General features: G+C 44.6%; 12 protein-coding genes and 1 pseudogene. 3 read left to right on the forward strand and 10 right to left on the reverse strand.

What is annotated here, in order from left to right:
* Nucleotides 1-133: 133 nt before the first annotated feature.
* Together E5S67_RS14960 and E5S67_RS14965 are read right to left on the reverse strand one after the other, a co-directional pair.
* Nucleotides 134-580: a tellurite resistance TerB family protein gene (locus E5S67_RS14960; protein WP_172188498.1), complete on the reverse strand. Its 447-nt coding sequence runs from the start codon at nt 578-580 to the stop codon at nt 134-136.
* 241 nt (nt 581-821) lie between these two features.
* Nucleotides 822-2126, reverse strand: a complete 1305-nt coding sequence (locus E5S67_RS14965) for an ATP-binding protein (protein ID WP_172188500.1) — start codon at nt 2124-2126, stop codon at nt 822-824.
* A 126-nt stretch (nt 2127-2252) separates the two neighbouring features.
* On the opposite strand from E5S67_RS14965, the gene E5S67_RS14970 reads away from it, so the two are divergent.
* A complete protein-coding gene (locus E5S67_RS14970; protein ID WP_172188502.1) occupies nt 2253-2576 on the forward strand; it encodes a TMEM14 family protein in 324 nt (107 codons plus the stop codon).
* A gap of 303 nt (nt 2577-2879) precedes the next feature.
* Here the strand turns inward: E5S67_RS14970 and E5S67_RS14975 are convergent, their stop codons facing one another.
* Nucleotides 2880-3908, reverse strand: a complete 1029-nt coding sequence (locus E5S67_RS14975; RefSeq protein ID WP_172188504.1) for a hypothetical protein — start codon at nt 3906-3908, stop codon at nt 2880-2882.
* A gap of 77 nt (nt 3909-3985) precedes the next feature.
* On the opposite strand from E5S67_RS14975, the gene E5S67_RS14980 reads away from it, so the two are divergent.
* Nucleotides 3986-5398, forward strand: a complete 1413-nt coding sequence (locus E5S67_RS14980; protein ID WP_172188506.1) for a hypothetical protein — start codon at nt 3986-3988, stop codon at nt 5396-5398.
* Between the two features lie 212 nt (nt 5399-5610).
* On the opposite strand, the gene E5S67_RS14985 is transcribed toward E5S67_RS14980, so the two are convergent.
* A complete protein-coding gene (locus E5S67_RS14985; RefSeq protein WP_172188508.1) occupies nt 5611-8133 on the reverse strand; it encodes a serine/threonine-protein kinase in 2523 nt (840 codons plus the stop codon).
* Nucleotides 8134-8772: 639 nt separating this feature from the next.
* On the opposite strand from E5S67_RS14985, the gene E5S67_RS14990 reads away from it, so the two are divergent.
* A complete protein-coding gene (locus E5S67_RS14990) occupies nt 8773-10014 on the forward strand; it encodes a glycosyltransferase family 2 protein (protein WP_172188510.1) in 1242 nt (413 codons plus the stop codon).
* A gap of 175 nt (nt 10015-10189) precedes the next feature.
* Here E5S67_RS14990 and E5S67_RS14995 read toward each other — a convergent pair whose 3' ends face one another.
* The 6 genes and pseudogenes from E5S67_RS14995 to E5S67_RS32445 form a co-directional block, all read right to left on the reverse strand.
* Nucleotides 10190-12457: an FdhF/YdeP family oxidoreductase gene (locus E5S67_RS14995; protein WP_172188512.1), complete on the reverse strand. Its 2268-nt coding sequence runs from the start codon at nt 12455-12457 to the stop codon at nt 10190-10192.
* Nucleotides 12458-12672: 215 nt separating this feature from the next.
* Complete coding sequence (locus tag E5S67_RS15005; RefSeq protein WP_172188514.1) at nt 12673-17880, reverse strand: nSTAND1 domain-containing NTPase; 5208 nt, start codon at nt 17878-17880, stop codon at nt 12673-12675.
* Between the two features lie 568 nt (nt 17881-18448).
* Entirely contained in the window at nt 18449-18808 is a 360-nt protein-coding gene (locus E5S67_RS15010) for a hypothetical protein (RefSeq protein ID WP_172188516.1), read from the reverse strand.
* Nucleotides 18809-19026: 218 nt separating this feature from the next.
* Complete coding sequence (locus E5S67_RS32440) at nt 19027-19188, reverse strand: hypothetical protein (protein WP_216670469.1); 162 nt, start codon at nt 19186-19188, stop codon at nt 19027-19029.
* Nucleotides 19189-19524: 336 nt separating this feature from the next.
* Nucleotides 19525-20742 (reverse strand): annotated as a pseudogene (locus E5S67_RS15015) (ISL3 family transposase).
* Nucleotides 20743-20760: 18 nt separating this feature from the next.
* Nucleotides 20761-20985 carry a hypothetical protein gene (locus E5S67_RS32445; RefSeq protein WP_216670470.1) on the reverse strand — a complete coding sequence of 75 codons (225 nt, stop codon included), beginning with the start codon at nt 20983-20985 and terminating at the stop codon, nt 20761-20763.
* Nucleotides 20986-21075 lie beyond the last annotated feature (90 nt).

The following is a 21075-nucleotide window of genomic DNA, read 5'->3' on the forward strand; positions in this document are numbered from 1 at the left end:
CGCAAATTGGATCTGAATTTTACCAACCATCATATCCCTAAACCCGCACTTTTGGAGAAGTTATCAGCTAAGTAAGTAGGCGCTAATTTTTTCTATTGTAAAACTCGCCCTCCTCACTTCTTCTCCTTCTTTCTTAACCTTTGTTCTTAATCAACATCACATCTATAATCTTGAGGGCAATATCTTCGGAAAGCCCCAATGCACTGTAAAGATCGTTCAAAAGTTGTTCTTCTTCTTCTGAAACCTCGCCATCTGCTAAAGCGATATCAGTTGTGACAGCAAAAACTGTTTCTTTAAGTTCGTCGGGAAGCGTTGCCAAAGCAGCATTAAACAGTACCTCAACTCCTTGCCGTTGCAAAATCATCAGCAGGCGATCGAGCATTTTTCTCATCACGTCATCGGGATAGCTGCGGAAGAGTTGCATCCGAGATAGCGTCATGCTAATCGCTTTACTTTCGCTGTCATTGATGTAACCGTCGGCTGCTACGGCAATTAGCGCGATCGCCGCAAATGCTTCGGCCGGCCCTAACCTTACGTCCGTTTCTTGGCGAGTCTGCGATACTTTATCAAATAAACCCATGATACTTTCCTCATTATTTAGTGGTTGATTTATGGAGTCAGGATGGGTTCTGGCTCAGGAGGTTTCTTTGGGGATTTTGATAATTATATCAAATCTTGTTAGTTATTTATTATTCTCAATAAAATTATGAAAAAATTAAGAATTTTTATTTCGCCCTTCGGCGCTGCAATGGCGGGTTTATTCAGATCCTGAATTGCCTTCCCATAGGTCAGGTAAAACCCGCCCTCCCAGCGCAGACGAGCTACTTGTCAAAAATGGCTAAATCTGCTTTCAGGAAATCAACAAACTGCCGCGCAGTCCTGCCCGATCGCCCGTTGCGGCGAGTTGCCCATTCTTTAGCGCGGTGTTCCAAATCCTCAGCAGCGAGTTTGATTCCAGCAAGTTCTGCCAGATGTCGGACAATTGTTAAATAAGTGTTTTGATCTGCCGGTTCAAAAGTTAAAGTCAAGCCAAACCGATCGCTAAATGAAAGTTTTTCCTGCACAGTATCCCAAGCGTGAACTTCATCCCCGTCGCGGGGGCGAGGCCTGTCGTCAAAAAACTCTCGAATTAAATGCCTGCGGTTAGATGTGGCGTAAACTACCACATTTTGAGAGCGAGCAGTTACATTCCCCTCCAAGACAACTTTCAGAGCTTTAAAAGCATCGTCATCTTCCTCAAAGGAAAGGTCGTCCACAAAAATAATAAACTTTTGAGGAACTCCCCGCAACTGCTCGACAATTAGCGGCAAATCTTGCAAGTCGGATTTAGATACTTCAATCAAGCGCAGATTGCGAGATCCAAATTCATTTAATAGCGACTTCACCAAAGAAGACTTGCCCGAACCGCGGCTCCCGTACAGCAAAACGTGCAAAGCCGGATAACCTGCCAGCAAAAACTCCGTATTTTTCACCAGAGCATCCCGCTGCCAATCGCAGCAAACCAACTCTTTTAAAGTTATGCGATCGGGATGCGAAATACTCGCCAACTGCCCTCCACGCCACGCAAAAGCGCGATATTCGGCAAACAAACCCGTGCCAAACTGTCGGTAATAAGCTGCCAAAGATTCCGTAGCGCTCGACCATTTTTCCAGTTTTCCGTGCAGCGGCAAATCGCCCTTTTCTTTGACACTTTCTGAATGCCAAATCGGAGGCACAGCGTCAAGTTGACCCGCTACCCGCACCCACTTGCTCAACTGATCGCTGCTGCAGTCGTAAATATTTTGCAGCACTTGTAAATCATGTCGCGCTGCTTCCACCAAGGCGGGGGGCAAACTCGCAAAATCTGTTTCCTGAGCTCGGCGAGAAAAGGGGTTTTCGTTTTTGAGAATTTCGGAAATCAGAGAATCTTTCCAGTTCTGATTTTTAGCAGCCTGAACTTTGAACCAGTTGCCGTAAGCTGTAAGACTGTCTAAACCGCTGACTTCGCTGTGGTGGAGGGCTTGCAGCAAGTCGAGAAAGGCTTGACCAGCAGGGCTTTTGAAAACCGATTGATACAGCAGCAGGGATGCTGCTTGGCGCTGGAGGTAACGAATTTGGGCGATCGCACCAGAAGTTAGGGCTGACATAATGGCAATTGTATAACAGTTAGATATCCTGACTGGGTTTAATAAATTTTCTAACAATTCGTGACACTAATTGCAGGCTGCGCTGTATAAATTTAGATGCAAAGAGTGAAATCTGGAGGATTAAAAATGAATTTGGGTACAGCAGCAGCGATCGGCTACGGCATTTTAACACTGGTTGGCGGCATCATGGGTTATATCAAGGCCAAAAGCCAAGCCTCGCTCATTTCGGGCCTGATTAGCGGTTCGCTGCTAATTTTTGCCGGCACCGCACAACTCATGGGACAAAGTTGGGGTTTAACATTAGCAGCAGCCATCTCCGCTGTTTTAGTAATAGTTTTTATTGTACGCCTTGTTAAAACTCAAAAATTCATGCCGGCAGGAATGCTAATTTTAGCTAGCTTAGCGTCTTTTGGCGCGATCGTTTACGAAATCAGCGGTCAATATCAATAGTCATAGATTTTAGATTTTAGATTTTAGATTTTAGATTGACTCCACAGCCTTGAATGGGAGCTTGAACTAAAGTCTAATTTTTTGATTTCCATGACTTATACCAATTCTGAAAAGTACGCGAGTAGGGACACGGCAATGCCGTGTCCGGTGCGGGCATATGCGACTTTTCATAATTGGTATTATTATCAGATTCTGCGGTTGAAACTGCCACTACACTTACTTCTGGCCCGAGCGAGCGAAAAACTCAAGAATCAAGAAGTATTAAAGCCGGATTTGGTATCAGCCTGCATTACCAATTACCAATTACCAATTACTGATGACGGCTTCAATATACTGCTGAACTTCCCTGAGTTGCTCCCGCTGGTATTCGATCCAATCTTTTTCCGTCGAGCGCTGTTGGGCTGTTTCTTGCTGATACCGCGCCTGCTTCTCTAAAAAATCATTGTAGAACCTCATCGCTTTTTCAACAGTTTGAATTGCCAGTTTCATGCGCTCCTCAAAAATTTCTAAAATTAAATTATCCATAATTGACCCAATCACTTTACAGGACTCTTCAAAATCGACCAAACTGATTCCCATCTTGCTTTTATGAACCAGAATTTCTACAGGTTCTTTCAGCGTTTCTTTAAAAGTCTTCATATAAGAATCAGGCAAATATTTCAGTGGCTCCGTAAACTTCGACACAATCTCGCTGCCTATTGATTGCAGTCGCTCTCTAAATCGCGCTTGACTTTTGATGTCGAAGCATTCAATACAAAATTCAAATTTTTCTATATCAATAGATTGTAATTCTTTAAAAATCAAATTAAGTTCATTCTCCATAATTAAAATCACTCGCTCTGCCTGGTAATCAACTTCATGCCGTAACTCTTTGTGCAAATTATCTTTTTCAACAAAACCGATAGTATCTCTTTGAAAGACTTGAGAGTTTTTATCCCACAAAAACCACTGATTTTTTAACTTTGTAGCCTTGTCGATCCACGATTTGCGAACTTTAACAACAGCATCATATTTGCCCTGTTTTCCTAAACTGCGAATTCTCACATCGCATCCGCTTAGTTCGCCAATTTGCTCCCAGACATCAACCGGAGATGCTCCAGCAATTCTCGGCTTGCTATTCCAGACATCCTCAGCCTGAGATACATCTTTGAAACATACCTGAAGTAACCCCTTGAGTCTGAGGGCAGATTGCTTAATTTCCTCAATACAAGGTTCCACATCTAAGCTGAGGTGGGTAGCTGACTGTTTAATCTCCACGGATTGATATTCGTCTGCCAACAATCGATCGCTAAACTGGGTAATAGCCTGGAATGCCTTGAGATACTCATTCATTTCCTTTCATCCCTCGTTTCCCTAAACAGCATACAATACAGAACATCTGCCTTTTTGAATGCAAACTGAGTCACAACATGGATTATCTATTCACCCCTGCAACTCAGGCGCGACTCAATAGTGGCAACCTCGTACAGCCTGCTGCCAAAACAGGAAAATTGCTGCCTGCAGCTAGAGATCCGGTGACAGGGGAGTTTGTGGAGATCGCAAAAATCTTTTATGAATCAACAACTGAAACTAGATCCTCGCGCGGAGTTCTAGGATTGCTCGCACAGTTAGCCGGAGGTGGCCCCATACAGCCGCTGGTAGCTCCCGTGTACGTTACAGTGGCGCCGTTGCAGGTTGCTCAAACTCATCAGGGGTTTCAAAAAATATACAGAATGCTTAACTGTCTGAAAATTAATTTGGCAGTGATGCAAGCGACTGCTGCTGTCATTGGTATTGGCGCTGTATCGAGTACAGTTTTGTCAGCAGTAAACCTCAACCAAGTATTAAAAATCCGAGAAGAAGCAAAGCACCAGAAGCTAAAAATTAAAGACGGGTTTATCGATCTCAGACACATCCTCAAAGATAGGGGGGTAGAGGTAATCCAGCAGATTTTTAAGGTGGCTCACGACTCTAGTTTTGAAATGCACCGCCAGAAAGTGGTTAACGGTTACGATATTTTTTCTAAAGCTATCAAACGCTGTCAGTCAGCCCTGACAGTACCCGATCTTAAACTTCGGAATTCCGAAATTAATACCGGGCGGGATATGCTGTTTGAGGCTTTAAAAATTTATGACAATCCCAGTTTGTTGGAGGGGCTGTGTTCTGCCGGACAGCTCAGGCAAATGGAATGTGTTTGGGCGATCGAGCAGGCGATCGGCGTCACGTTTCACTTGCAGCGGGCCTACGATATGGTGAGCGATCGCCTGCTGGAACTCCAATCAAAAATTCGTCAAGATCTTCTAACTGTTGTTAAAGGATGTCAATCGGAACCCGAACTAGATTTTTTATTTCCCGAAGTTACTAGGATTCTCGGTCATGATTTAAGTGTCATAGAATTTTGGCAAAATGAGGTTGATTGGATGCAAACTTTGTCTTCAAAAGAGCAGCACCAGTTAGCTAGTTTAGATAAACTCAGCGCCGATAGTTTAAAAAGCAGCTTGCACACTACATTCGCGGTATTAGCTGCGGAACCTTCGCTTTATGAAACTTTAAAGCAAAAGTCTCACTTTCAATCCTTGCGCGACCAGCTAACCTTCGCTGTGTCGCCGGAAATCCGCCGGAGATACGAATTTTATGTCAGCCAGCAGGCGATCGCTACTGGCTATCAAGCTTTAGCTGCCTCGAATTGGCAAGAAATATCCGATTTAACTGTGGCTAACCTCTACTACTTTTTTCAAATCCGAGAGAACTCAACTGAAAATTCTCCAACTGAGGACGAAGTAGAAACGCCTTATTGGCACTTTCCCCCAACCTTAAAAAACGAGCTGAATTATACCAATTAAATGACCAATGACTAATGGATACTGTTGACTGTTGACTGTTGACTGTTGACTGACTTCTTCAGTCGTAGACACAACTTTTCAATTGTTACACTATCTGTAGTAGTAAGGTGTGCACTGCCCACCCTACAAGTATAGTCTGTGCGTCAAGGACTATTTTTCCTTCTTCCTTCCTTCTTCCTTCTTCCTTCTTCCTTCTTCCTTCTTCCTTCTGATTACCTCAGCCACAACTTAATAGTATGGTCTTTAGAACCGCTAGCAAGAGTTTTGCCATCGGGACTAAAAGCCACCACATAAACTTCATCGGAATGTCCGGTCAAAGTATTCAGCAATTCTCCGGTAGCAAAATCCCAAATTTTAATAGTTTTATCCTTGCTCCCGCTCGCAATAAACTTGCCGTCCGGGCTGATAGCAACCGAGACAATATCGTCAGAATGTCCGTTGATAGAGCGAATTAAATCTCCGGTTTCGATATTCCAGATTTTAATAGTTTCATCGTAGGAACCGCTAACAATTGTCTTGCCGTCCGGGCTAACAGCAATCGACCTCACGGGCTCGCCGTGTCCCTCAATAGTTTTGAGCAACGCCCCTGTTGCTACATCAACAATTGTAATTTTTTTATCCTTAGAAGCGCTAACCAAACTTTTGCCATCTGGAGTGAAAGCAACAGAATAAACAAAATCTGTATGGTCGGGCAAATTCTGAATCACATTGCCAGTTGCTGCATCCGAAATCTTTGTGGTTGTGTCTCCGCTGCCGCTAGCCACAAGCTGTCCGTCGGGGCTGAGAGCGACAGACCAAACAGAAGCAGTGTGGTCGAGACTGCGAATCACTTGCCCTGTTTTCAAATCCCACAGCATGACTCGCCAAAAACCGGTTCCAGTAGCCAGTTTCGTACCCTTTGAGTCAAAAGCAACCGACCAAATAGTGGAGGAATCTCCTGGAAAAGTGCGGATCGACTTACCTGTAGCTAAATCCCAAATTTGGATGGTTTTGTCTTTAGAACCGCTGGCTAACATTAAGCCGTCTGGACTGAAAGCAACAGACCCAACGGCATCTGAATGCTGAGCGAAATTTTTGACTTTGGCGTTCTTCCACTGCAAGCCTGCTTGGCACTGTTCCTGTAACTCCTGAGCGGACGCATAGCTGCTGGAAGTGCCGGCAATTGTTGGTATTTGGCTGATGCAGCCTTCATAATTGCTGGCTTTATAAAGAGCTGCAATTTGATTGAGCTCTTGGGATTCTTGCTGGGCTCGCTGCTGCCATTCTTGCAACTTGAGATATCCGTAAATTCCGCCGATCGCAGCGAAGAGAGCCGCAATTGTTGCCCCGGCGAGATAAGGATTGAATTTGCGAGTTTCTTTGGGGACAAGCGCTGCGGTGGGGGCGATCCTCTCCGAGGGCTGCGCTAACGACAAATCGGTTTTTCCGTTCAGATTTAGCTGCGGGGATACCGCCGGACTTGCCTGCAATTCGAGTTGAGGGGCGCTGCTTGCTGGTGGGGGATTGGGGTTGCGGTGTCCCTCCAAAACTGTGGATATCGCCTTGTACAATTTAGCGAATAAAGATTTAGGAATGACTAATTCTTCGATTTTCGCGGCATCTTCGTCGGTAAGACCTAAAACTTGCTGCAAGCGTTTTAACTCGTCGCGAGTTTCCAGAGAAAAGGGATATTCTTGCTGCATTGCTTCTTGCAGTGATTGTTCGTAGCGTTCGCCTTTTTCCCTGTATTTCCGGTAAGGGTTCAATACCTCATCTTCGATCGCCTCTGCTTCTTCTGGCAGCAATTCCAAACTGACGCGCAGTTCATCTAATATTCTACGACCGACGACTGTAATGTCACCGCGGCTGCTGCTGCGCCGATCGACTTCTTCGCGATATATTGTAAGCTTGGGAATCCGCGCCCGAGAGCGATCGCCAATTTTCCTCAAATCGGCTAAAGCTTCCGCCGCCGACTGGTATCTCTCCCGAAAATCGTAGCGCACCATATTATCCAAAACATCGGCCAGCGCTTGGGAACACGTGGCTAAATGCCGCCAAACAATTTCGCCTTTATTAGAATTTTTCAAATCCCGCAGTTTCGGCAAATCGTAAGCCGGCAAACCCGTCATTGCTTGGATGCCAATCATTCCCAAAGCGTAGATATCGCTGTTGAGTTGCGGGTTGTATTGAAATTGTTCGATCGGCATATATTCCAGCGTGCCAATCCGCACAGTTACCGGCGCTTGCCTTTGAGCGATGTGAATTTCTTTCACCGAGCCAAAATCGATCAAAACTAACTTGTTGTCTGAATAGCGGCGGATTAAATTTGCCGGTTTAATATCTCGGTGAATTACACCCTGTCCGTGTACAAACACTAAAATTTCTAACAGTTCCTTCAGCAAAGAAATCATTTTTTCTTCTGTTAGAGGTTTGCCCGGTACGATCTCGGTTGATAGCGAGTGACCGGCAACAAAGGATTCAACTAAGAAAAATTCTTCATTTTCTTCAAAATAAGCGAATAACTGAGGGATTTGGTCGTGTTGACCGAGCTTTTCTAGAACTTCTGCTTCTTTTTGAAAAAGACGGCGCGTAGTGTTAATTAATTTCGGTTCGGTGGTACCGGGACGCAGGTGCTTGACAAAGCACTGCGGTTCTCCCGGACGGCGAATATCTTTGGCCAGATAGGTTTGTCCAAATTCTCCTGTTTCTATGACTTCAATGATTTGATAGCGTCCATCTAAAAGTTGGCTCACCATGATAATAACGCAGCCTTTTTTTGGTTGATTTTCGCAAGAAACAGTTGCACTGCCGGCAGGAATTGCTATTTTTACCCTTCGCAGCCTCGCTCTTTACTTTCTCTGTATGTATCGCTGCGATCGATTTAAATTGCATATTTTGGCGGGCCGGATGCCCACCTCACAAGAACTTAAGTTGATGCGACCGCCACTGCAAACTCGGCTTTATTTACTAAATACTTTATTTTTTCAACATCTGCAAAGCTTGATATCCCAAAAAGAAAAAACCCAAAGCGCCGAGTATCGCTATCGTGTTCGCAAACACATCGACTGTAAAAAATTCGCCCATTGCAATCTCCTCTGACAACTGATATCTATCCTCGGCTTTTCGGTCGCTGACCGGATGAGGGGTCTTGCCCCTCGCTGCGGGCGAGCCGAAAGATGCTCACAAATTATAGCAAAAGAGGCGGTCAATCGATTTTAGATTTGAGATTTTAGATTTTAGATTGAAGCATTGACCCCACGGATGAATCCGGGGGCTTGTATCCTGGATGCTTTCGGTCAAAATAACTTTCCGGGCGATCGACTAGCTTTTTGTTTTAATATTTTTTAATATTTAAGGAGACAAATTGTGCACCGAAATTTTGAGGTCAGTTCGCTTTGATATTGTTAACCCTGCTAATTTTTTCTCTCATAGTAAGTAGAGCTTACACTAAGAATTTGCGCCGATCGGTCAAAAATGCGCCTCGAACCGACAGAATTTCAGCACCGCTCTCACCTGGGCGGGCCGCGCAGTTCCCTAAAGTTTCGGTAATCGTACCAGCATACAACGAAGCGGAGAATATTCGGGATTGCGCGATCGCCATTTTGGAGAGTACACCCCTGTCTGTGGACAACCTAGAGGTTTTGATTGTAGACGATCGATCGACAGATGACACGCTAGCGATCGGGCAAACCCTGCAACAGCAGCTCAACGACCCCCGCCTTAAAATATTAGCAGGTCAGCCGCGACCTGCGAGCCAATATTGGGCGGGCAAAAACTGGGCCTGCACCCAAGCTGTTCAGGTAGCAACCGGAGACTTCTTATTATTTATCGATGCCGACGTGCGACTCAAACCGGGGGCGATCGAAACCGCTATCGCCACAGCCGAAACCGAGAAAATAGACTTGCTAACCTGTATGCCAGCGCTGGTTTGCGAGTGTTTTGCCGAGTGGTTGGTGCAGCCGATAATGTTCAATCACCTAGCAGTTTGCTACGACTTCACCGCAGTCAACGATCCGACAACAGACAGCGCTTTTGCGGGCGGCCCGTTTATGCTATTTAGGCGATCGGCCTACGAAAAAATCGGCGGTCACGAAGCAGTTGCCGGCGAAATTGTGGAAGATGTGGAACTAGCTAGACGCATCAAACGTGCGGCTTTAAAGCTCGGACTTTATTCCGGGTCAAATTTGGCATCCGTGCGGATGTATCGATCTTGGAACGCCTTGTGGGAAGGCTGGACAAAGAATCTGTATCTCGGCGCTAACCGCAGTTGGGGCTTGATGGTTTACATGGCTGCAATTATGTTATTTCTTTATCCTATGCCGTGGTTGGCATTAGCTATTTTGCTGGCAAACGGGGACTTCGCAGAAATTCTGGCAATTACCAATTACCAATTACCAATTACCAATTACCAATTGCCAATTACCTTGTTAACTATTTGTTTATCCGTAATCGTAATTGGGCAGCATTACAATTTGCGCCGCTTGGGTGCCGAGATTTCTGACTGTCCGACGAAATACTGGTGGTTGGGAGGTTTGGGAGGTGCGTTAGTGGCGGCGATCGCGATCGGTTCTGCGATTAAAACTGAAACCGGTTGGGGATGGACTTGGCGGGGTAGAGCCTTGCAAATTAAGAGTTAATCCCATTGTTTTTGCTACCAAAATTCTGTATAACCTCTATATGTAGCACTCCACCCACACCGCACCTTACCCGTATTAACAGTTGATTTTGACGGGGTGATTACAGTATTTGCTAGGACTTACCCAAAACTTCTCAATTTAGGGTGCGCACTGCGCACCTTACCTGAGATCCCATTTATGCGTATACAAAAGCAGGTACGCGCTTGTAAGCAGGCGTGCCCGATCGCTTTTCAATTTCCGGGTGAAAAATCACATTAACTTCTGGATAAAACATCAAAGCAGCACCCACGCGAACCGCCCCGTAAATCACCTCGACATTTTCCATTTTCCCCGCATTTCCCTGTACCGTAACCCGCTGATGTTCCTTCAAACCCACACTTTCTGCATCCGCACTATTCATCAAAATGCAGTTGCGGTGCGGCATTCCCCGGTATTTGTCATCAATTTTGTAGACGACAGTATTGTGCTGAGAATAGCTGCGTCCCGTCATCAATGCCACAACAATACCCTGTGTTGATTCCGATACTCCAAACTCTTTCGCTTCCGGTAATTTCAGCTTAGGTAAAGGCGCGACAAACATCTTCGCTTTCCCAGACTCTGTAGGGAATTTAGGTTCAGTAAAAATGCGACCGCTGATGGTGAATTCTTCTTTGGTTTCATCAATTGTCGCTATTTTTTCATAGCCAGGAATAGTTTTAGCAATCAATTGCCGAACGTATTTTGTGTCTTGAAGTTGGCGCCAATCAACGGGAAAATCGCCGTGAATTCTGCTGGCTAATTCCGTCAAAAATTGTATTTCGGGAATCAGATCGGCATTTTTGAGATGAGTTTCACCCTCATCATTTAAACGCACAAAATTATTCCCAGATTCCACCGTTGTTTTGTGGGGATTTTCAAAGCGATTCAGTACAGGAATCACAATTGTATTGTGTTTTGCCAATCCGCTAAAATGCCCTAAATTCGGTTTAGTTGCGAGGTAAATAATAGTTTCAATTTTACCTAAAGCTTCTTTTGCCTGATTTGAATCTGGATTTGCCCCATACAAGTTGCCGCCCAGACAGATCAGGGTATCGACTTTGCCTGCATCTGCTGCTTCAATGAGCGATCGAGTTTCGTAACCCTTAACAGAGCTGAGGGGACGATTCAATAACTTTTCTAAAGCTTGTTGAATTTCTTTTTTCAGCTTCACAGTGACGCCCATAGAGCCGAATCCTTGCACGTTTGAGTGTCCTCTCACGGGCATTAATCCAGCACCTTCTTTGCCGACATTTCCTGTCATTAAAGCAGTATTGGCAATGCTGAAAACATTATCTACACCGTTATCGTGTTGGGTAATTCCCATCGCCCAACCGAAGACAACCCGCTGTGAAGTGCCGATAATTTTGGCTGCAGCCTCAATTTCTGCGCGGGAAACTCCGCAGGTTTCAGTAATAGTTTCCCAAGACGTTTCGCGGGCGTGTTGGACTACTGCTTGCCAGCCTTCTGTATAAGCTTGCAAGTATTTTTCGTCCAGGAACTCTTGTTCGATTACAGACTTTTGAATACCGACAAATAGCGCCGTATCGCTACCGGGAATTGGTTGCAAGTATAGCGAGGAAATATCGGAACCGGGGATGAGCGACTTGACGGGAAATGCGGGAGAACCAAACTTAACTAACCCGATTTCCATCACCGGATTGATTACAATTATTTTACCGCCTTTGTCGCGAAGTTTAATCAATTCGTTCATCAAGCGGGGATGGTTGTAGGAAGAATTGCTGCCCGCGAGTACGACGCAATCTGCTTCCTTCAAGTTTTCTAGACTCACTACCGAGGTGCGGGTGGCAAACATTTCGCTTAACCCGGTTGTCGAGGGAGCGTGGCAGAGATCTGAACAATCTGCTAAGTTATTGGAACCCATCGCCCGCATCATCAATTGCAGCAGAAAAGCCGCTTCGTTGGAAGAACGGCCAGAACTGTAGGATGCCACTCGTTCCGGGGTTTTGCGAAACGCAGCTTCGGCAATTTGATAAACTTCTTCCCAAGAAATGCGATCGTAATGAGATGAACCAGCCCGCAAAATCATCGGAAAACTTAACCTTCCCAACCTATCGGCTTCCATTGAAGTTAATTGCTGAAGTTGTGCAATACTCTTCTTTTCAAAGAATTGAGTTGAGATAGCCGGCTTGATTTCAGCGGAGATTGCTTCCACACTTTTCATGCAGCGCTGAAGTTTTTCGCCCTCTTCATTCGTAAAACCTCCTTTCTGCCCGCCAGTGCCCCAAGAACAGGACAAACAAGCACTTTTGTGCAGCAAAGTTTTCCAAAGTTTTGGGCCTTCCGGGGACAATGTATGTTTTGCCCAAAACTCTATTACGGGCAAACCGCCGCCTATGTCTGGCGTTTCCTCATTTGTCTCGTGGAATGGCGGGATTGGTTGGACATTTTGGGAGTTGACATCCATGCGGTTTACCTTTTGTTGGAATTGCGGATTGATGCGGCGGGCGAACCGCCAAAGGAGTTAAGTTTATTACTGGAATTTTACCGCAAATTTACAGCCAAAAACACCAGTCAACAGATAGAGATTTTAATCTAAATTAAACTCTAGGTTAGCTGTCAAAAATGCAAGTCCTTCTTCATCCGCAGAGAGAGAAATGAACTCCTCACTACAAACCAGGTTTACTTCCTCTTATTTAACGCCTGTTTCCCAAACCCAAGACAAAGCAGTCGATCGCCCTCAGCAACATTCGGGTCATTCTGCAAATAATCTCCCAACCATTCGCAACTCCGAGCAATAATATTATTCAATTCCAAATTCTCCACAGGCCACAAAATTACACTTCTATCCCTGCTAGCAAAAGCCAGAGTTTTGCTGTCCGAACTAAAAGTAACGCTCAACACCCGATCGCTCGATTCTAAAGTCTTAGATAGCACCGCCTTCTTGCCGTCAAAATCCCACAGTTTAACAGTATTTCCCCCACTCGCGGCCGCAATCAACTTGCCGTCAGGACTAAAACTCACGCTTTCTACAGTATCGCTGTGGTCGAGTTTTTCAGTTAAATTTGCCACCTTTCCATCAAACCCCCACAAGTAAACTTTTTTGTCAGCGCAAGCAGCAGCAATAGTCTTCCCGTCGGGACTGAAGCTAACATCTTTAACGCTGTCCTGGTGGTCGAGAGTTTTCATAATTTTCGCCGACGAACCGTTAAATTGCCAGAGGTAAACTCTCTTTTCTCCAGTAATTTCAAAAACCTTTTTCTTCCCGGTTGGCTTGTCCTCAGCAGCGGTAGCAGTAGCAATAGTTTTGCCGTCGGGACTGAAGCTAACGCTAATTACTGGATTGCTGTGATCGAGTTTTGCAAACAAAGTTGCTTTAGAACCGTTCCAGCGCCAGAGGTACAATTTGCGATCGGCACTTGCGGCGGCAATTATCTTTCCATCTGGACTAAAAGTCACGCTTCTGACAATGCCGCTGTGGCTGAGAGTATCTAACAGTTTCCCGTTTAAATTCCAGACTTTCACCGTTTTGTCATCGCTGGCAGAAGCAACAGTTTTATCATCAGGCGAAATGCTCACCCAGGTAACAGAATCCTTGTGACCTTCTAAGGTTTTAAATAAACTGCCGTCAGCGTGCCAAAGTCTCACTGTTTTGTCCCCGCTAGCAGAAGCAATTGTTTTGTCATCAGCACTAAAGCTGACTTTGTAAACCCAGTCTCCGTGTCCCGATAAAATCTTATTCAACGGAGTGCTGTTTGGTTGCCAAAGTTTCACTGTTTTGTCCTTACTTGCGGAAGCAATAGTGCCATCGCCGCTGAAAATTACGGCCCTCACGTCGTCTTGATGTCCTCGAAAAGTGTTGAGCAAAGTGCCACTGCGACTCCAAACTTTCACCGTATCGTCTGCGCTGCCGGTGACAATTTTTTCGCCATCGCGACTGAAACTCGCGCTGACAACTTCATCGTTGTGTCCTTTGAGAGTTCTGATTTCCTCACCATTTCGGTTCCAAATTTTGGCTGTGGTGTCGGCACTTGCTGAGATGATTTCTCGACTGTTAGGACTGAACTTAACGCTGTAAACAATTCCAGAATGATTGGTTAATGTTTTGGGATTAATTTTAAATTTCTGGGTTTTACTTTCTCGGTTCCAAAGTTTTACAGTTTTGTCAACACTTGCTGAGGCAATTGTTTGGCCGTCGGGACTGAAACTGACACCGAGCACCCAGTCTTTGTGTCCGGTTAAGGTTTGCAGCAATTTTTTGTTCGCAAGGTTCCAGATTTTGACGGTGTTATCGTGACTGGCGGAAGCTAGGGTTTTGCCGTCGGGACTGAAACTGATGCTGGTGACGATATCGCGGTGGCCGGATAAAATGCCGTGAAGCGGAGCTATCCCGTAGGGAATCGCACTTTTGTCGTTATCTACTTGCCAAATTCTAATTGTGCGATCGGCACAACCAGTAGCGATCGTTTTCCCATCGGGACTAAAACTAACACTTGTCACGCTATCCGGGTGATTGAAAGTTTTTAATAACTTACCTTCTTTGCTCCACAATTTCACAGTTTTGTCAGCACTTGCCGAAGCAACTGAATTGCCGTCGGGACTGACACTCACATCCAAAACAAACTTGCTGTGCTGCTCGAAACGGTTGCGTTCTTGCACACCGGAAACTGCTTGTCTGAGTCTTTCAGAAATTTGATTTTTAGTGTCCACAGGCAGCGCTGTACTTTTCTGAGAACCACGACCAATTTTGATACTATTTCCCAACACTCCTAATTGATTTTTTTCATTAGAAAGCACCAAAGCTTCCGACGCCGAATTTAGGGCATCAGTCCGACTGGTTTCTGCTTCTTGCCGCGCGCTTTCTGCTAATTTTGCTTGCTCGAATGCCATCGCCGAAACACCTCCGAGTACAAGCACTCCTAGAACCGCCGCCCGCAATTGCCATTTCCGAGCGTGGTAAAGTTGAGCTTCCGCTTGGTACTGTTTGTCTCTAGCTTCCGACAGCAAAGCATCTTGCTCTCTGTCTTTGCGAATTTGTTCAATTTCATCTCGGTTAATTTGGTTTTGCTTTCGCAGTTCCTCAAATTCTGCCTTTTGATCTAATTCTTGCTGCTGGCGAATGAAGCTAACTAAATAATCGTGAACGAGCTGATAAAGCTCTGCCGGTAGTTCCGTCCACCGAAAAACTAAGCCAGAGTTTACTAACAGTTCTAAAACTAAATCTAATTTATCAGCTTCGGCAAATGTCGCTAAATTCGAGGCTAATTCGGCGCGGGTTTTTAGGGGACGTATCTCCTCTTCATCTGTCAGCAAATACAAAACTCTGCGCGCCGCTACTTCATTTTCCGGGCCGCAATCTTTGATGACTTCTTCGAGAAATCTTTCGACTAATTTTTGTTGCGGATTGTTGCCGAGTTCCTGATATTGAGTTAAAGTTCTAATGTTTTCTTGTTGCAGTTGAGCGCCGACAAGTTGTAGTTCGATCGGGCGGACTTCTTCCAATTCTCCAGCTAAATCTTTAACTAATTCTTCAATCAGTTCTGGTTCTAAGTAAAACTGCGCTCGTTCAGTTAAAGTGCGAATTACCGATCGCGCATCGACCAGCGAAAAATTTCCCAAATAAAACAGAATGTTTTTGCTGAGAATGTCCTCCAAAATATCATTTTTAACGAATTCTGTCTGGTTTTTGGGTCGGGAAAATTCCAGCAAATAGTGCAGGTAATCTTCCCGCAAACACAGGACGACTTTTAAGTATTTGATTTTCAAGCATTCCCGCAAAAAATCAAAAAATATTTGTCTTGCCTCTGGCTCTTTCCACACAAAAAAGAATTCTTCAAATTGGTCAAATATCAGCACAGTCACTAAATGTTCTGAATTTTTTTGCAGATCATTGATAATGTTTTCGTATTCGATCGCCTGTTGTTCTATTATTAATTCTACTGGCTGTGACTGCTCCCTTCGATCCTCATTATTCCCAGTCGCTCCACCGTGAAATCCCGAAATAAGATTTCCCTTGACTGGGCCTGCTTCTACTGGAAAATCTACCGGAGCAGTTTCTGGTAAGGCTTCGGAAAATTCCGGCTCGAATATTTCAGCTTTAAGAGCAGATAACTGTCTGGTCAATTCCCGCGGCCAGTTGTTGTAAACTTGCAGCACTACGGGCAAAACAGTCCGCATTTCTATTTTTTTTTGTTTGAGAGCCGGTACTAATCCTCCGGTGACTATTGAACTTTTACCAACTCCAGACTGACCGTAAATTACTGTCAGTTTGTCTGGGGTATTGTTCATCCTATATATCAAGCGATTGAGGTCTTGTTCTCTGCCGGAAGCAGTAATTTCGTCAGCAATAGTAGCAGCGCCGACAATAGTTTCGGCAACGGAATTAACCGCTTCTCTGTGCGGCTGCAACTTTCCGGCTCCAATAAAAGCTCGGAACCGATAGGTGTGTTCCACCGCTCGATAATCTTGCTTAATTTGAAATGCTTCGAGATATTCTCCCCGCTGAAAATAGAGCGATCGCAGCATTTCTAAAACCCGCAAATACAGTTGCGGGTTGTAGCAAGGTTCGGTTTCCAAGCGAGCAAGCTCTAAATGCGCGATCGCCTCCTCCATCTCACCCAACTGGCTCTGGGCCTCTGCTAAAATTAACAGATATAAGCCTTGATGCTGCGACTTTACAGGCGTTCCCTGTCCCGTCGCTTCTAAATTCGAGTTGAGAACGTTTAGAGCGACTAAAGCCCATTCTTTTGCCCCTTGCCAGTTCTTTTGCTCTAAGGCTACTCTAGCCAAAAAGCCATAATCTTGAGCCAAATTAACTGCTGAATTTTCCATCTTTTGATGTAACCTCCGAGCTTTGATAGCTAAATTCCAGAGTGCATCCCAATCTTCTAAATGCTGTAATACTTCGCCCAGTTGATTGATGAATATACCAACTGCATCCGACCGTCCTGCGCGTTCTAAAACATCTATACATTCCTGAAAATAATTCTTAGCTTCCGTCCAGTAAGGACGGTTCCCGCTGCGGTGTCTTTCTGCTTGGAAGCGGTAGCAAAGACCGATGTGGAATAGCATAATTCCCTCTAACACCGGGGTCGGATGAACGGTAAATAACAAATTGCTGAATTCAGTTTTTGCGTCAATAAATGGTACTTGATACTTCCAAAAATTCAGGCTTTTTTGATACAATGCAAGAGCAGCCGGGATGCGGTGACAAGCATATTCGTGCCGACCGCGAATAAATTGCAAACTCGCTTCAATAGCTGGTTCTAACCTGATGTTGCAAGTTTGCAAGTCTTGGCTAGCGGACTCTAATTCAGTCAAAGAGTTGCTTCCGAGAATGGCAGAATTACTTAAACGCCAATTGCCGCTTTCTAAAATGTGGGAAAAAATGCGATCGGCACTTTTGCCCAGGAAATCCACCAAGTCGTCTGGGCCGAGCACAAATTCAACAGTTGTCGTCCAAGTCTCGATATCTGTTACTAACCGAATCAGTTTTTTTAAAATTTTGTCTGTCACCCACAGCACTACCGGGAATGGAAAATTATTCCGAAATTCTTCCCTAACGTAGTTGGTAGAAGTCAGGACTCGATCGATCGCGCTTACCGATTCCAATCCAAACACCATTAAAGCTGGCGGATGCTTGCCGGAAAGTTCGGTTTCTATCGTCGTGTAAAGAGTTTTAACAGATGCCGGGAGAACAATTTCTCGAATCTCAATACCAGACTCCTCGCGCAATTGCCGTACAGTTTCCTCTCTCATCGCACTGTAATTGCACCGCACCAAGATCAGCGAAAATTGCCCCTGAGACATTCTCAGAGTCCGGGAGAGAGTTTGCAGCGAACTTTTGTTTTGCTGTGCTGCGGTGTCTTGCTGGCAGTGCGAATTAATCATAATTAATATTTGAAAATTTTTCTCAGAATAGGTGCTGTCAACTGCTGAGGAACCAAAGCAGGAAGGAAGTTCGGCAACGAGTAATGTACGGGGATGTAACGGATGTAACGAATAGAAGGAAGAAGGAAGTTCAGCAACGAGCAATGTACGGGATGTAACGAATATAACCGATGGAAGGACGAAGGAATCGACCGCACAAACAAAGTGCAATTAAGAACCTCACAACTAACCGTTTTGGCGGTTGCTATAAGCTTATTTGTACCTATTTTTGCAGTTTTCACAAAATACAGCAAACAATCACAAGCTTAAGTTTATTTAAACCAGTTTTTGCGATTACCAATCACACCGAACAATTACTTAGTTAAGTTTATTTCTGCCTGCATACTTATTGTTGTAGCGGCTCAAATTAAAGCATACCCAAAAAATACATACTCTGTTATTCGCATATTCTCAGCAAAATCAACCGGATTTTACAGAAATCTTGATGATGGCTCAAATTGTACCCAGCCAAAGAGTCGTAGTTTGCGGGGTTCCCAGCCATCGCCCAAATGGCGCAAATCCGATTCAGTTATTCGCATATCGCTGAAATGCGGCATTCCTTGCTTGACTGACCCCTCGCCGCACTGAGATAAACTACCGGCGGCGGCTCATCAATTACAGCTTGAAGATTGTTTGTCATAAATTTACTAATCTCCATATCTAAAGTAGCTGCAAAATCAGGTTCATCCCAATCCTCGCTTTCTTCAATGCTGATTGTTATTGGTGCGCCAATATCAAAATCAAGCTCATCGCCCAAATCCGATACTTTCTTAATTGGCTCTATTTTCTGACTGGTATCAGCGGCAAAAGCTTGAGTTGTATTGGCCATTAGTACGATCGGCAGTGCTACTATGGCACTTATCGTTTGTCGCGCCGTGATTTTCCTCATGCTATCCTCCTGGTATCAACTAAACTTGGGTAGTGCTATAAATTCAACATCCGCCGCTACTTTCCTGCGCTGTCATTAATGAATAGTGGTTTCTTTTCTGAGAAAATATAACCTCATCTGTGACACTTCGCTACAAGTGTGCTTTACGGAGGGTATCCGGTCAACTGTTTGCCTTTCTATTTACTACGTGAAAACTCTTAAACAGTCAGGTTTTCCCGTTAAGTAATTCCCCAGCCTTTGCGAGTGTTCATCTCAGACTCAAAGCAGTCAGAAGTACGCGCGGCGTAGCTATCCCGTAGGGAATCGCACACCAGTCTTCGCACCCCGCGCTGCCACCAGCAAGCTGATGTGACATACCACAGCCACCGAAGATCTGTCAATATTTATATCTTAACATTTTTAATTTTTTGCATAATTCTCGTTACCAGGAAGAGCTCATTCCTGACAACTTAACGTTAAACCGATCGTCCGGCTCTTGTTGAAACCCCTGTCTCAAAGCTAAAGTCCTCGCTATGAGGACTGAAGAACTCATTAGTCCTCATAACGAGGACTTTAGCTCAATGTCACTGAAAAAGTCTCGCTTGCCTAGTCTGTTTACCTTTTAAGATAGAGCGAGATTCCTGCATTCGAGGATAGGGCTTCCGTCTGTGTTTCAACACCCTAGATTCGGAACGATCGGGTCGCATCGTGAGTAAATTAGGGTTCTATCGTTGAGACTATGCAGAGCTAACATTCAAATGCCAGCAGATTAAGCAGCGTAATGTAAAGTTTTCAAAGTTTCTGAAGCCATATCCTAATCGTTTAATTAGCTTTAACCGATTATTAATTCCTTCCACTGCACCACTGGTCGTGCGATTGTCAAAGTATCCCGTTATTTCACCCAACCAGCGCTTAATCGTTCCCACACTGTTTGCAAAGTTCGTCTCTGCATCCACCAGCCAATCCAGCAACTTAAATGTGCCTTCCGACCAGTATTGTGCCGTCTCAAAGATATTTCTAAAAGCCTCTTTCTGTTGATGCATTGCGACCAGCAATGGTGAAACTTGCTTCACTTCTTCTAACTTTAAGCGCTGTCTCTCTGTCAAGCTCTCCTCGGGCTTAATAATGGCATACTTGCTTTGTTTTAATGCCTGCTTAACTCGCATTTTTTCCGGTTTTTCTGGCATCGCGACCGCCGCTTTTTTCTCCTTGATAATTGTCTTGTTTAACTCCTCTCCAACCAGCTTCATGACATGGAATCGATCGGCAATGATATTCGCATGACAGCATCATTTTATGCACTCCCGCCGCGATAATTGCCTGACAGGTCAATACTGACTTCAATAATTTGATTAAGCACCGCTTGACCCGATCCTTTCAGGACTTCCTTGATATCTTTATGTTTTCTGGAACAGACAAATCCTACAGGTACACGACGCTCTAAATCAACCAAAATTGTAATATAGTTATTCTCACCTTTGTGTAAAGCAATTTCATCCATTCCCAGCCGTTGTAGACCCGTCAAGTCAATCACCAGTTTTTTTTTGCTAATATACTCAACGATTGACCACACTTCTGCATCGGTTAAATCGTTTTGTTGCCCCACATTATGGAGGTCGCTATGAATCACTTGTTGGACAATCATTTCGGCAAATCGGTCGGTGTGTTTGCGATGTTTACCGACAAAATCGAGTTCCTCACTAAACGGTTTTCCACAAGTCGTACACTTGAATTGTCGCCGATTTACTTTTAACAATACTAGCCGCCCCATTAGGCTTAAATCTCGCACGTAATACCCATAATTTTGATGCAGATGGGTGCTCGGGATTTGACAGCGGGGAGACCGCTTTCACCTGATGGGCCTCAACTTCAAGAATGATTTTGTCATCGAAAAGATGGTAGTTTTCAACGTCGATTCCCGGCAAACCTAATAGTTTAGTGAAAAGGGGTTGCATAGATGTCCTATTCTGTAACTAAAGATACATTAGCATAGCAGTTCCGATAGAGCCTAAATTAGTTGCCACCTGGTCCAACAGCAATTGATGCCATTGTCGCTGTTGGTGTTTTCCTGTAGTTGCCAACAACGTCAATAACTGATTAAACTGCTGTCGAGTTGATTGCAAGGAGAGTTGAAAAGCTGTATGTTCTGAGGAAGATACGGCCTGCCACATAATGGTACGCAATAAAGTGTAAGCCAATATAGCAATCCTAAATGATTCACAAAAATTTATAAGTTATAATGGTTAGAGCGTATGTTAATATTTAGGTCATGAATATAGCGTGAATAG

The organism is Microcoleus asticus IPMA8, assembly GCF_013179805.1.
GTDB lineage: Bacteria > Cyanobacteriota > Cyanobacteriia > Cyanobacteriales > Microcoleaceae > Microcoleus > Microcoleus asticus.